Source organism: Betaproteobacteria bacterium, from assembly GCA_016720855.1.
Taxonomy (GTDB): domain Bacteria; phylum Pseudomonadota; class Gammaproteobacteria; order Burkholderiales; family Usitatibacteraceae; genus FEB-7.
The window spans coordinates 938,435-950,857 of sequence record JADKJU010000002.1 but is presented as its reverse complement, the minus strand read 5'-3'; the positions used below and the strand labels follow the sequence as shown (position 1 = coordinate 950,857).

Annotated in this window: 17 protein-coding genes and 5 tRNA genes; 2 read left to right on the top strand and 20 right to left on the bottom strand. The window is 64.0% G+C overall.

Features of this window, described 5'->3' with window-relative positions; translation table 11 throughout:
* Positions 1 to 133: 133 nt before the first annotated feature.
* The 17 genes from rplL to petA all read right to left on the bottom strand — a co-directional run bounded on the left by rplL (position 134) and on the right by petA (position 9,201).
* Positions 134 to 514, bottom strand: coding sequence for a 50S ribosomal protein L7/L12 (gene rplL, locus IPP91_11870; protein MBL0142765.1), 381 nt, complete (start codon positions 512 to 514; stop codon positions 134 to 136).
* Positions 515 to 566: 52 nt separating this feature from the next.
* Complete coding sequence (rplJ, locus tag IPP91_11865; GenBank protein ID MBL0142764.1) at positions 567 to 1,097, bottom strand: 50S ribosomal protein L10; 531 nt, start codon at positions 1,095 to 1,097, stop codon at positions 567 to 569.
* Positions 1,098 to 1,382: 285 nt separating this feature from the next.
* On the bottom strand, positions 1,383 to 2,096 hold the full coding sequence (gene rplA / locus IPP91_11860) for a 50S ribosomal protein L1 (protein MBL0142763.1): 714 nt from the start codon (positions 2,094 to 2,096) through the stop codon (positions 1,383 to 1,385).
* A gap of 2 nt (positions 2,097 to 2,098) precedes the next feature.
* The gene (rplK, locus tag IPP91_11855) at positions 2,099 to 2,530 is read right to left on the bottom strand and encodes a 50S ribosomal protein L11 (protein ID MBL0142762.1); all 432 of its coding nucleotides are present in this window, start codon (positions 2,528 to 2,530) and stop codon (positions 2,099 to 2,101) included.
* 115 nt (positions 2,531 to 2,645) lie between these two features.
* Positions 2,646 to 3,173, bottom strand: a complete 528-nt coding sequence (nusG, locus tag IPP91_11850; GenBank protein MBL0142761.1) for a transcription termination/antitermination protein NusG — start codon at positions 3,171 to 3,173, stop codon at positions 2,646 to 2,648.
* A 10-nt stretch (positions 3,174 to 3,183) separates the two neighbouring features.
* Positions 3,184 to 3,531, bottom strand: coding sequence for a preprotein translocase subunit SecE (gene secE, locus IPP91_11845; protein MBL0142760.1), 348 nt, complete (start codon positions 3,529 to 3,531; stop codon positions 3,184 to 3,186).
* 17 nt (positions 3,532 to 3,548) lie between these two features.
* Positions 3,549 to 3,624, bottom strand: a tRNA-Trp gene (locus IPP91_11840).
* 16 nt (positions 3,625 to 3,640) lie between these two features.
* Complete coding sequence (tuf, locus tag IPP91_11835) at positions 3,641 to 4,831, bottom strand: elongation factor Tu (protein ID MBL0142759.1); 1,191 nt, start codon at positions 4,829 to 4,831, stop codon at positions 3,641 to 3,643.
* A 79-nt stretch (positions 4,832 to 4,910) separates the two neighbouring features.
* A tRNA-Thr gene (locus tag IPP91_11830) sits at positions 4,911 to 4,985 on the bottom strand.
* Positions 4,986 to 5,023: 38 nt separating this feature from the next.
* A tRNA-Gly gene (locus IPP91_11825) sits at positions 5,024 to 5,097 on the bottom strand.
* Between the two features lie 60 nt (positions 5,098 to 5,157).
* A tRNA-Tyr gene (locus tag IPP91_11820) sits at positions 5,158 to 5,244 on the bottom strand.
* Positions 5,245 to 5,336: 92 nt separating this feature from the next.
* Positions 5,337 to 5,412: transfer RNA gene (locus IPP91_11815), tRNA-Thr, on the bottom strand.
* An 11-nt stretch (positions 5,413 to 5,423) separates the two neighbouring features.
* Positions 5,424 to 5,837, bottom strand: a complete 414-nt coding sequence (locus IPP91_11810; protein MBL0142758.1) for a ClpXP protease specificity-enhancing factor — start codon at positions 5,835 to 5,837, stop codon at positions 5,424 to 5,426.
* A 10-nt stretch (positions 5,838 to 5,847) separates the two neighbouring features.
* Positions 5,848 to 6,447, bottom strand: coding sequence for a glutathione S-transferase N-terminal domain-containing protein (locus tag IPP91_11805; protein ID MBL0142757.1), 600 nt, complete (start codon positions 6,445 to 6,447; stop codon positions 5,848 to 5,850).
* Between the two features lie 126 nt (positions 6,448 to 6,573).
* Positions 6,574 to 7,281: a cytochrome c1 gene (locus IPP91_11800; protein MBL0142756.1), complete on the bottom strand. Its 708-nt coding sequence runs from the start codon at positions 7,279 to 7,281 to the stop codon at positions 6,574 to 6,576.
* Positions 7,282 to 7,283: 2 nt separating this feature from the next.
* Positions 7,284 to 8,594, bottom strand: coding sequence for a cytochrome b N-terminal domain-containing protein (locus IPP91_11795; GenBank protein MBL0142755.1), 1,311 nt, complete (start codon positions 8,592 to 8,594; stop codon positions 7,284 to 7,286).
* Between the two features lie 4 nt (positions 8,595 to 8,598).
* Complete coding sequence (petA, locus tag IPP91_11790) at positions 8,599 to 9,201, bottom strand: ubiquinol-cytochrome c reductase iron-sulfur subunit (GenBank protein MBL0142754.1); 603 nt, start codon at positions 9,199 to 9,201, stop codon at positions 8,599 to 8,601.
* Between the two features lie 166 nt (positions 9,202 to 9,367).
* Between petA and mscL the strand changes: the two genes are divergently transcribed.
* Both mscL and IPP91_11780 read left to right on the top strand, forming a co-directional pair.
* Positions 9,368 to 9,790, top strand: a complete 423-nt coding sequence (gene mscL / locus IPP91_11785) for a large conductance mechanosensitive channel protein MscL (protein MBL0142753.1) — start codon at positions 9,368 to 9,370, stop codon at positions 9,788 to 9,790.
* A gap of 4 nt (positions 9,791 to 9,794) precedes the next feature.
* Positions 9,795 to 10,958, top strand: coding sequence for a trypsin-like peptidase domain-containing protein (locus tag IPP91_11780; GenBank protein MBL0142752.1), 1,164 nt, complete (start codon positions 9,795 to 9,797; stop codon positions 10,956 to 10,958).
* A gap of 4 nt (positions 10,959 to 10,962) precedes the next feature.
* Here IPP91_11780 and tatC read toward each other — a convergent pair whose 3' ends face one another.
* From tatC to tatA, 3 genes are read right to left on the bottom strand one after another with little or no spacing between them, the layout of a single operon-like run.
* A complete protein-coding gene (gene tatC / locus IPP91_11775; GenBank protein ID MBL0142751.1) occupies positions 10,963 to 11,712 on the bottom strand; it encodes a twin-arginine translocase subunit TatC in 750 nt (249 codons plus the stop codon).
* Positions 11,709 to 12,161: a twin-arginine translocase subunit TatB gene (gene tatB, locus IPP91_11770; GenBank protein MBL0142750.1), complete on the bottom strand. Its 453-nt coding sequence runs from the start codon at positions 12,159 to 12,161 to the stop codon at positions 11,709 to 11,711. The genes tatC and tatB overlap by 4 nt, the downstream gene beginning before the upstream one ends.
* Positions 12,162 to 12,198: 37 nt before the next feature.
* Positions 12,199 to 12,417: a Sec-independent protein translocase subunit TatA gene (gene tatA / locus IPP91_11765; protein ID MBL0142749.1), complete on the bottom strand. Its 219-nt coding sequence runs from the start codon at positions 12,415 to 12,417 to the stop codon at positions 12,199 to 12,201.
* Positions 12,418 to 12,423: the final 6 nt, after the last annotated feature.

Below are 12,423 nucleotides of genomic sequence, written 5' to 3'. Positions count from 1 at the left end.
CTTGCCTCCTGCAGTCGCTTCAGAAGGCAAATCGAAGCCCGTCAGGGCTTAGATTTGACATCTGGGATGGCGTTGGAGCGGACACCGCCGAGGCGGCGCCGCTCAACGCCAGCAGACATCCCGCAAACTGCGCCTACTTCACCTCGACCTTGGCGCCGGCTTCTTCCAGCTTCTTCTTGACCGTTTCGGCTTCGGCCTTGTTGACGGCTTCCTTCACCGGCTTCGGCGCGCCGTCGACGAGGTCCTTGGCTTCCTTCAGGCCCAGGCCCGTCACTTCGCGCACCGCCTTGATCGTGTTCACCTTGTTCTCGCCAGCGGCGAGGAGAATCACGGTGAACTCGGTCTGCTCCTCCGCTGCAGCGGCGGCGCCGCCCGCCGCGGGTGCGGCAACGGCGACAGTGGCGGCGGCGGCGGACACGCCGAACTTCTCTTCCATGTCCTTGATGAGCTGCGAGAGCTCGAGGACGGTCATGCTGGAGATTGCTTCGAGGATTTCCTGCTTGGCGATAGCCATGTTTCGTTCTCCTGTACTTGGTTCAGTTGTCGTTCAATGGGGTCTTGGGCGCTCAGGCTGCCTGCTTTTCGCGCTGGTCGCGAACCGCGGCGAGGGTCCTGACGAACTTGCCCGGCACTTCATTCAGCGTCTGGACGAACTTGGTTGCCGGCGCCAGCATCGTTCCCATGAGCATCGCGAGGAGTTCCTCGCGACCCGGGAGCATCGCGAGGCTGCCGACCTCCTTTGCGCTCATCAGCTGGTTGGGCATCGCTCCGCCCTTGATGACGAGCTTGTCGTTCTCCTTCGCGTAGGCGTGGAGCACCTTTGCTGCAGCAACGGGGTCGACGGAAATGCCGTAGGCGAGCTGGCCGACCATCTGGTCGGCAAGCTTCTCGAAAGGCGTTCCCTGGACCGCGCGGCGCGCGAGGGTGTTCTTCAGCACGCGAAGGTAGACGCCGGAAGCGCGCGCTCTCGCGCGAAGCTGCGTGATCTTTTCGACCGGCAGGCCGCGATACTCGGCAAGCACGACGGCTTGCGCGTTGACCAGCCGGGCGGAGATCTCAGCCACGACTTCCTTCTTACTTTCCAGATTCAGACTCAAGGTCATTCTCCTTCAGCTAATCGATGCATCGCCATCACGGGCCTTTGGGGATGCCCGGAAAACGCCGCACCATCCATAGCGACCTTTCGTCAGGAGACCGATTGCGCCCGGTGGGGCGCGAGAATCCTGTCTTGGGTTCGCTATCTGCGTAGGCTTCGGGGTCAACCGCCCCCTCCATTGAGCCTCGTCTTCGGGTCGCTCCAGCGAAGCTGGAGATCCCCGCGAGGCACCTACGGTCTTGGATAACCCGCTGCCGGCCCCAGAGGGGTCGGCAGCGGCCCAAAGCTATTGCGCCGCGCCGGCAGAAGCGCCGGCCAGCGTTGATTGATCCACGCGGATACCGACTCCCATCGTGCTGGAGACGGACACTTTCCTCACGTAAACGCCCTTCGTGGCGGCGGGCTTCGACTTGTTGATCGCCCCGAGGAGCGCCTCGAAGTTCTGGGTCAGCGCCTCGACGGGGAAGGACGCGCGGCCGATCGTGCACTGCACGATGCCCGCCTTGTCGGCGCGGTACTGCACCTGGCCGGCCTTGGCGTTCTTCACCGCCTCGGTCACGTTCGCAGTCACGGTGCCGACCTTCGGGTTGGGCATGAGGCCGCGCGGGCCGAGCACCTGGCCGAGAGGGCCGACGACCTTCATCGCGTCCGGCGTCGCGATGACGACGTCGAAATCCATGAATCCGCCCTTGATTCTCTCCGCGAGGTCGTCGAAGCCGACCACATCCGCCCCGGCAGCTTTGGCGGCCTCGACGTTCGCGCCCTGTGCGAACACGGCGACGCGCACCGTCTTGCCCGTTCCACGAGGGAGCACGACGCTGCCGCGCACCACCTGGTCGGATTTCTTGGAATCGATGCCCAGGTTCACCGCGACGTCGATGGATTCGTCGAACTTGGCGGTGGCCGTCTTCTTGGCGAGGTCGAGCGCATCGCCGAGCGAATACGCCTTCGTGCGATCCACGAGGACATTGAGGGACTTGGCACGCTTGGAGCTGGCCATGGTCAGACTCCTTCCACTTCGACGCCCATGCTGCGGGCACTGCCGGCGATCGTGCGGACGGCCGCGTCGAGGTCGGCAGCCGTGAGATCGGGCATCTTCATTTTTGCGATTTCCTCGGCCTGCGCGCGGGTGAGCTTGCCGACCTTTTCCGAATGGGGCTTGCTGCTGCCCTTCTCGAGCTTGAGCGCCCTCTTGATCAGCACCGGCGCCGGGGGCGTCTTGATGATGAAGGTGAAGCTCTTGTCCGCGAACGCCGTGATCACGACCGGGAGCATGAGGCCCGGCTCGACTTTCTGCGTCTGGGCGTTGAAGGCCTTGCAGAATTCCATGATGTTCAGGCCGCGCTGGCCGAGCGCGGGGCCGATGGGCGGCGAGGGATTCGCCTTGCCCGCAGGCACTTGCAGCTTGATGAAGCCGATGATCTTCTTTGCCACGATGGCACTCCCCGGGTTCCAGCGGACGCCAGGCTGCGCGCCCTCCCCGTTCAGTTCGGCCGGGAAACGCGCCCGGCCACCGCACGCCGCGTCCTCACGACGCGGCGAAAATGGTTCAGGCCTTCTCGACCTGTCCGAAATCCAGCTCTACCGGAGTCGCGCGCCCGAAGATCAGCACGGAGACCCGGATTTTGCTCTTCTCGTAGTTCACTTCCTCGACGTTTCCGTTGAAGTCGGTGAACGGTCCCTCGGTCACGCGCACCGATTCGCCCACCTCGAAGAGCACCTTCGGCTTGGGCTTCTCGACGCCTTCCTGCACCTGGTGCAGGATGTTCGCGACTTCCTTCTCGGTGATGGGCGTGGGCTTCATCGCGGTTCCGCCGATGAATCCGGTCACCTTCGGCGTGCTCTTCACGAGATGCCAGGTGTCGTCCGTCATCTCCATCTGGACGAGGATGTAGCCGGGGAAGAAGCGGCGCTCGCTCAGCGCCTTCTGGCCGCCCTTCATTTCCACGACTTCCTCCGTAGGCACGAGCACCTGGCCGAACTTGTCGGCCATGCCGGAGCGCTTGATCCGGTCGATCAGCGCCGCCTGGATGCTTTTCTCCTGGCCGGAGTAGGCGTGCACGACGTACCAGCGCATCGTCGTCATGTCAGCCCCCCTGCCCGAGAAGCCGCTGCGTGAGCCAGAGGAGCCCCGCATCGACGAGCCAAAGCAGCATGGCCATCACGAACACGAACGCGAAGACGATGCCCGTTGTCTGGAGTGTCTCCTTGCGCGAGGGCCAGACGACGCGCTTCGACTCGTCCCAGGACTCCCGGGAAAAGACAACGAAATCGCGACCCGACTGGGTGAGCCACATGACACCTGCGGCAAGCGCGAAGGCGCCGAGAAGCACGCCGAGGCGCACGATGGTGGCCTGGTCCGCGATCGCGTAGAAGCCCCACAGGCCCGCGATCGCGATCAACGCCGCTGCCGAAATCTTTATCTTTTCTGCCATATCCTCTGCCACTTCGGTGGCAGGCCAGGAGGGTCTCGAACCCCCAACCTGCGGTTTTGGAGACCGCCGCTCTGCCAATTGAGCTACTGGCCTAACCTTTTGAACTCGTTTACTCCAGGATCTTGGAGACGACGCCGGCACCGACGGTGCGGCCGCCTTCGCGGATGGCGAAGCGCAGGCCGTCCTCCATCGCGATCGGCGCAATCAGCGTCACCGTCATCTTGATGTTGTCGCCGGGCATCACCATCTCGACGCCCGTGGGCAGCTCCAGCGAACCGGTCACGTCCGTCGTGCGGAAATAGAACTGCGGACGGTAGCCGTTGAAGAACGGCGTGTGACGACCGCCCTCCTCCTTGCTCAGCACGTACACCTCGCACTCGAACTTCGTGTGCGGCGTGATCGAGCCGGGCTTGGCCAGCACCTGGCCGCGCTCGACCTCCTCGCGCTTCGTGCCGCGCAGCAGCACCCCCACGTTGTCCCCGGCCTGGCCCTGGTCCAGCAGCTTCCTGAACATCTCCACGCCCGTGCACACCGTCTTTAGCGTCGCCCGAAGACCAATGATCTCCAGCTCCTCGCCCACCTTCACGATCCCGCGCTCCACCCGCCCGGTCACCACCGTGCCGCGCCCCGAAATGGAGAACACGTCCTCCACCGGCATCAGGAACGCACCGTCGATGGCGCGCTCAGGCATCGGAATGTAGCTATCCAGCGCATCCGCCAGCTTCATGATCGACTGCTCGCCCAGCTCCCCCGTGTCCCCCTCGAGCGCCTTGAGCGCCGAGCCGATCACGATCGGCGTCTTGTCCCCGGGAAACTTGTACTTCGACAAAAGCTCGCGAACCTCCATCTCGACAAGCTCCAGCAGCTCCTTGTCGTCCACCATGTCCGCCTTGTTCATGTACACGATGATGTACGGCACACCCACCTGGCGCGCCAGCAGGATGTGCTCGCGCGTCTGCGGCATCGGGCCGTCGGCCGCCGACACCACCAGGATCGCACCGTCCATCTGCGCCGCCCCCGTGATCATGTTCTTGATGTAGTCCGCATGGCCCGGGCAGTCCACGTGCGCGTAATGCCGATTCTTCGTCTGGTACTCGACGTGCGCCGTGTTGATCGTGATCCCGCGCGCCTTCTCCTCCGGCGCCGCATCGATCTGGTCGTAGGCCTTCGCCTCGCCACCGAACTTCTTCGACAGAACCAGCGTCATCGCCGCCGTCAGCGTCGTCTTCCCGTGGTCCACGTGCCCAATCGTCCCCACGTTCACGTGCGGCTTGGTCCGCTCAAACTTGCCCTTTGCCATGGTCGTTTCTTTCTCTTCAAGCGCCTTGGAAGAGAATGCCCAGCGCAGTCGCTGGCCGTCATTGGTGATGCGAAATGCCTGGTGCCCATGATGCGGATTGAACGCATGACCTCTCCCTTACCAAGGGAGTGCTCTACCACTGAGCTACATGGGCCAGATGCTGCTCCCGTCCGTTTCCGGCGCGGGCATTCGTGGAGCGGGTGAAGGGAATCGAACCCTCGTCGTAAGCTTGGAAGGCTTCTGCTCTACCATTGAGCTACACCCGCGCCGCATCACGACCCTTTGACCCAGCGCGCATCCCGTGGGCGGCGCGCGAACTGGAAAACTGGTGGAGGAGGTTGGATTCGAACCAACGTAGGCGCAAGGCCAACAGATTTACAGTCTGCCCCCTTTAACCACTCGGGCACCCCTCCGGGAAACTCTCAATTATCCGGCCTTCCTAGAGTAAGGTCAATCAAAACAAGGTTTTCGATGCTTGATGCCCGCGACTCACACCGCGGGGACTTGGTGCCGGCACCCTGAATCGAACAGGGGACCTACCGCTTACAAGGCGGTTGCTCTACCAGCTGAGCTATGCCGGCACAGCGGGCGCTTACTTGACCAGTTTCAGCCTTGCCTTTCCCGTAGCCGGCGGCGTCGGAGGGGCGGAATTCGATCCGGCGGCCGCCGCGGAGGACTCGGGGGCGGCCGCCGGGACTTCCACGGTGAAGAACGCGCCCTGCCCGTTCTCCCGGGCAAAGATGCCCTGCACCCGGTCGACGGGGACGGTCACTTCCCGGGAAACGCCGCTGAACCGGGCGGAGAACTGCACCAGCTCGTTGTTGATGGTCAGGTTGCGAGTGGCGTTCAGGCTCACGTTCAGCACGATCTCGCCGTTCTTGACGTACTCGACCGGCACGCGGGTCCGATCGTCCACCTTCACGCTCAGGTAAGGCGTGAACCCGCAGTCCGAGCACCATTCGTAAATGGCGCGGATGAAGTACGGCTTGGTGGAGACTTCGGGCATGGCGGCGCCTTCAGCGGCGCATGGCCTTCTCGGAGGCGGTCATCGAGTCGATGAATGCCTGGCGTGTGAACAGGCGCTCGGCGTACTTCAGCAGCGGCGCCGATTGCTTGTTCAGCTGGATCTGGTAATGGCCCAGCCGCCAGAGCAGCGGCGCGATCGCCACGTCCAGCATCGAGAATTCCTCGCCGAGCATGAACTTCTGCTTCACGAAGATCGGCGCGATCTGGATGAGGTTCTCGCGGATGTAGAGCCGCGCCTTGTCATACCCCTTCGAAGGGCCGGATTCGAGGGCCTTCACGTGGGTGAAGAGCTCCTGCTCGAAGCGGAACAGGAACAGCCGCGCGCGGGCGCGCATCACCGGGTCCGCGGGCATGAGCTGCGGATGGGGGAAGCGCTCGTCGATGTACTCGTTGATGATGTTCGACTCGTAAAGCACGAGGTCCCGCTCCACGAGCACCGGCGTCGTGTTGTAGGGGTTCATCACCGCGAGGTCCTCGGGCTTGTTCATGAGGTCGACATCGATGATCTCGAAGTCCATCCCCTTCTCGTACAGCACGATCCGGCAGCGGTGGCTGAACGGATCGGTGATCCCCGAATAAAGCGTCATCATGTCTTTTTCACCTCTTTTGAATTTCTCTCGCCGCCGGGTCCCGTTGCGCGCCTAGCCTCCGGAAGCGACAAGCCCGATGCACCCCGCCGGGGCGCACCGGGCAAAGTTTCCACCGCCGGTCCTTCGCTAGCGGACGTCCTTCCAGTATTCCTTCTTCAGCAGGACCGTGATCACGAAGAAGATCGCCAGGAAGAAGAGGACCACGATCCCGATCTGGACCCGCTTCGCACGGGCAGGTTCGCCCATGTACACGAGGTAGTTCACCAGGTCTCCCGCGTACTTGTCGTATTCCGCGGGGGACAGCTTCCCGGGCACTTCGAGCGCAAGCCCGGGCGCGCCGTGCTCGGCCGCGTGCAGCACCTGACTGCCCTGGTATTCCCAGAGCACGTGGGGCATGCCGACGTTCGGGAACACCGTGTTGTTCCAGCCACTCTTCGCGGCGGGGTCGCGGTAGAACCCGCGCAGGTAGGTATAGAGCCAGTCTGCGCCCCGGGACCGGGCGACGAGCGACAAGTCCGGCGGATTCACCCCGAACCAGCTCTTGCCATCGTTCGGATCGAGGGTCGTGGACATCGGGTCGCCGACCTTGTCCGTCGCGAACATCAGGTTCTCGCGGATCTGCCCTTCGCTCAGGCCCAGGTCCGTGAGCTTGGAGTAGCGCATGGCCGAGGCCGAGTGGCAGTTCAGGCAGTGGTTCACGAAGACCTGCGCCCCGCGCTGCAGCGAGAGCTTGTCATGCAGGTTGACAGGGGCGGCATCCAGGCTCACCCCGCCGCTCGAGGCGAACCCGAGGCCCGGCACCATGAGGAGGAGGACGGCAATCAGTTTTTTCATCATCAGGTCAACCTCTGGGGCACCGGCTTTTCCTTGTCCACCGCCGTGTACCACGGCATCAACAGGAAGAAGGCGAAATAGACGACCGTCAGCACGCGCGCCACCCAGGTTGCGATGTAGTCGCCGCCGACCACGGGCAGGCCCTTCGAGAACTCGCCCCACACGTTCGTGGGCTCGACGCCGAGGTACCCGAGGATCAGGAAGCTCACGATCAGGGCCGCGAAGAAGGCCTTGTAGATCGGTCCCCGGTAGCGGATGGACTTCACCTTGCCCCGGTCCAGCCAGGGCAGGGCGAAGAAGATCATCACCGCCGCGCCCATCACGATCACGCCCCAGACCTGCATGTTGAAGAAGGAAGGGATCGCGCGAAGCATCGCGTAGAACGGAGTGAAGTACCACACGGGGGCGATGTGCGCAGGCGTAGTGAGGGGATCGGCCGGGATGAAGTTGTTGTACTCGAGGAAATAGCCCCCGACTTCGGGCGAAAAGAACACGATCGCCGTAAAGACGATCAGGAACACAGCCACTCCCACCAGGTCCTTGACCGAGTAGTAGGGGTGGAAGGGAATCCCGTCCACCGGCGTGCCCGTCTTCGGATCGAGGTTCTCGTAGATCTCGATGCCGTCGGGGTTGTTGGAGCCCGTCTCGTGCAGCGCCATCAGGTGCGCAGCCACGAGCCCCAGCAGGGCCATCGGGATCGCGATCACGTGCAGTGCGAAGAAACGGTTGAGCGTAGCGTCCGACACGTTGTAGTCGCCGCGGATCCAGACGGAAAGGTCCTCGCCGATGATCGGGATCGTGGCGAACAGGTTGATGATGACCTGCGCGCCCCAGAACGACATCTGCCCCCACGGAAGCAGGTAGCCGAAAAAGGCCTCGGCCATGAGACACAGGTAGATCACCACGCCGAAGATCCAGGTGAGCTCGCGGGGCTTGCGGTACGAGCCGTACATCAGGCCGCGCGCCATGTGCAGGTAGACGACGATGAAGAACGCCGAGGCCCCCGTGGAGTGGATGTAGCGGATGAGCCAGCCGCCCGGAACGTCGCGCATGATGTACTCGACCGAGGCGAAGGCGTGCTCGGCGCTCGGCTTGTAGTTCATCGTGAGGAAGATGCCGGAGACGATCTGGATCACGAGCACCAACAACGCGAGGGACCCGAAGAAGTACCAGAAGTTGAAGTTCTTCGGCGCGTAGTACTCGGTGAGCTGGCTCTTCCAGAGCACTATCAGCGGAAAGCGCTGGTCGATCCACGTGAGGATGCCATTGGCCGGGCCGGCGCCGGTGACGGGAGGCTTGTTGGTGGCGGCCATCGCGCTATCCCTTCTGATCTTCGCCCACCACGATCCTGGCGTCGCTCAGGTATCGGTGGGGCGGGATTTCGAGGTTGGTCGGGGCCGGGGAGCCCTTGAAGACGCGGGCCGAGAGGTCGAACCGGGAGTTGTGGCAAGGGCAGTAGTAGCCGCCCGGCCAGTCGCTGCCCATGTCGGAGTTGGCGCCGACTTCCTTCTTCAGGGTCGGCGAACAGCCCAGGTGGGTGCAGACCCCGACGGCCACGAACAACTCCGGCTTGATCGAGCGGGCGGCGCCCTTCACGTAGTCGGGCTGCTTTGACGAGGCGGACGTCGGATCCGCGAGTATCGCATCGTGTTTCTCCAGCTGCGCCAGCATCTCGGGCGTGCGCCGCAGGACCCAGACCGGCTTGCCCCGCCACTCGACGGTGATCTGTTGTCCGGCTTCGATCTTGGATACATCCACCTCGACAGGACCGCCGGCCGCGAGCGCACGGGCGCTCGGGAACCAGCTGCCGAGAAACGGGACGGCGACACCCCCCGCGGCGACAGCACTCGCGGCAGTGGTGGCGACGATGAGGAAGCGGCGCTTCTTCTCGTCGACTTGGTCTAGGACGATGGCAGTCATTGCAGGAGGGAATGGGAGGAGAGCGAGGGTGGAAGGAGTGTCGCCCTCCATTTTAGCCGATTACCTGCAGGGACTTATAGCCCGCCGATGTCGTCGAGGGTTGACGCCCCCCATCCCCCCCCGTAAATTCCCCTTCACGGCCACTATCGGTCACCATGGAGAAGTTATGAGTTTTGCCTCTGAATTCAAGCAGTTCGCCCTCAAAGGCAACGTGGTGGACCTGGCCGTCGGCGTGATCATCGGCGCAGCCTTCGGAAAAATCGTCGATTCGGTGGTGAGCGACCTGGTGATGCCGGTCGTCGGCCGGTTCCTGGGAAATGCGGACTTTTCGAACCTCTTTCTTGCTCTCCGGGAGATCCCGCCTGGTGTCCCCCAGACCCTGGAAGCCGTGAAAAAGGCGGGGATCCCGGTGATCGCGTGGGGAAACTTCATGACCATCGCCCTCAACTTCACGATCCTCGCATTCATCATTTTCATGATGGTGAGGCAGTTCAACCGGCTGAGGAGCGAGGCGCCGCCGGCGCCGCCGGCCGCCCCTCCCGAGGATGTCCAGCTGCTGCGCGAGATCCGCGACAGCCTGAGGAAATAGGCGCTTGCTGCGTCGGCTCTGGCTCGTCTTCGCGCAGGTCGTCACGGCCACGCTGGGGGTGATCTTTGTCACGAGCCTGGTGAAGCCCGAGTGGCTTCCGTGGCGAACCGGCAACAACGTCGTTGAAATACGGGAGTCTCCGGCCACGCCCGCCGCCCTGCCGGCTGCGCAGGGCAGGCCGGTTTCCTTCAGCGACGCCGCCCGCAAGGCGGTGGTCTCGGTCGTGAACATTTCGGCCACCAAGCAGGTCCGGCGCCGCAATCCCATGCTCGACGACCCGGTCCTGCGCCGCTTCTTCGGCGAGCGGTTCAGCGTTCCGGAGACCCGGCTCTCCCTGGGTTCCGGCGTCATCGTGAGCCAGGAAGGATTCGTGCTGACCAATTCGCACGTTGTCGAGGGAGTGACCGAGATCCAGGTGGCCCTCAATGACGGCCGCACAGTCCCCGGCAAGATCGTCGGATCGGACACTGAAACGGACCTCGCCGTGGTCCGCATTTCGGCGGCTGGACTCACGCCGATCACGTTCGGGCAGCCCGACCAGATCCGCGTGGGTGACGTAGTGCTCGCGATCGGCGACCCCTTCAGCGTCGGCCAGACAGTGACCATGGGCATCGTGAGCGCGGTCGGACGGGACCTCGGCCAGGCCAACCCCTTCGGAAGCTTCATCCAGACCGACGCAGCGATCAACCCGGGCAATTCCGGCGGCGCGCTCGTGGATGCCAGCGGTAACCTCGTGGGCATAAACTCGCTGATCTTCTCGAAGTCGGGTGGCTACCAGGGCATCGGGTTCGCCATTCCCGTCGGCCTCGCGAGGAAGGTCATGGAGCAGATCATTGAAACCGGCTCCGTCACGCGAGGCTGGTTCGGCGTGGAGGTCGCCAACATCACGCCCGAGCTCGCCGATTCCCTGGGGCTTGCGGGCACGCACGGCGCCATCGTCGGCGGCATCGAGCGCGGCAGCCCAGCAGACCGGGCCGGGATCCGCCTGGGCGATGTGATCGTCGCGATCGGCGAGAAACCCGTTCCGGACCTCACCTCGACCCTCAATGCGATCGCGGACATCCCGCCCGGCAAGGCCGTGCAGGTGAAAGTGGTCAGGCGCAACCAGGAAGTGGCCCTGCCGGTCACCGTGGGGCGGCGCAAGCCGCGCCCCGCCGAGGCCGAGTAGGCCGCTACTGCGCCGAGTCCGCAGGGACGGCGGGCTTGCGCTTCCCGACGAACTGCGCGACGAAGATCCCCGCCTCGTAGAGCAGGCACAGCGGGATCGCAAGCATGAGTTGCGAAACGACGTCCGGCGGCGTCACGATCGCCGCCACGACGAACGCGCCGACGATCACGTAGGAACGGATCTCGCGCAGCGTCTCCACCGAGACCACCCCGGTCATCACGAGGACCACGACGACGACGGGCACCTCGAAGGTGACCCCGAAGGCGATGAACATCCCGAGCACGAAGTTGAAGTAGGCCTCGATATCGGGGGCCACCGTGATCGATTTCGGCGCGAACTTGGCGATGAACGAGAAGACCGTCACGAAGACGAAGAAGTAGCAGAACGCCATGCCGAGGAAGAAGAGGAAGGTGCTGGACACGATGAGCGGCACCACCAGCTTCCTCTCGTGGGCGTAGAGGCCCGGTGCCACGAACGCCCACGCCTGGTAGAGGATGTAGGGAAGCGCGATCAGGAACGACACCATGAGCGCGATCTTCATCGGGATGAAGAACGGCGTGATCACGCCGGTGGCGATCATCTTCGAGCCCTCCGGGAGCGTGCGCATCATCGGCATCGCGAGCAGGTCGTAGAGCTCGGAGGCGTAGAAGAACGTGGGTATGAACACCAGCGCGAGCGCGACGAGGGAATGCACGAGCCGGTCGCGCAGCTCGAACAGGTGCGAAAGGAACGTCTCCTGCGGCGTGTCGGTCATGCCGCGCCCGGCTTCAGGGGCGTCGCCGGCTCGTCGATCGCAAGTTCAAGCTGCGCGGAGGCGGGGGGCGCTGGCTCCGCGGCGGCCGCGGCCGTTGCGGGCTCCGGAAGGACGGGCTCGGCCGAGACGGGCGCCGCATCGCCGTCGTTTCGCATCTGCCGGCCGATATCGGACTCGACCTCGCGGATGTCGCGCTCGGCCTCGTGCACCCTGGATTCGATGTCCGTCTGGAACTCGCGCGCGGCGCCTTCGAACTCGGTCTTCACCTTCGAGAGCTCGGAGAGATTCATCTCCCGGTTGATGTCGGACTTCACCTGCGACACGTAGCGCTGCAGGCGGCCGAAGAGAATCCCCGCCGTTCGGGCGACCTTGGGGAGGCGCTCCGGGCCGATGACGACAAGCGCCACCACCCCGATCACCAGCAATTCGGAGAAAGCGATATCGAACATGGTAGCGCCCGGCGAAGCGTTTCCGCCGCCCGGGCGTTCAGCTCTTCTGCTTGTCCTTGACCTCGCCCTCGAGCGTCGCGCCAGTGGCCGCGATCTCTCCGGCGGGCTTCTTGTCGTCCTCGCCCTTCATGCCATCCTTGAAGCCCTTGACGGCGCCACCCAGGTCGGCGCCGATGTTGCGCAGCTTCTTCGTGCCGAAGACGAGCAGCACGATGACCAGGACGATCAACCAGTGCCAGATGCTGAATGAACCCATGGAACG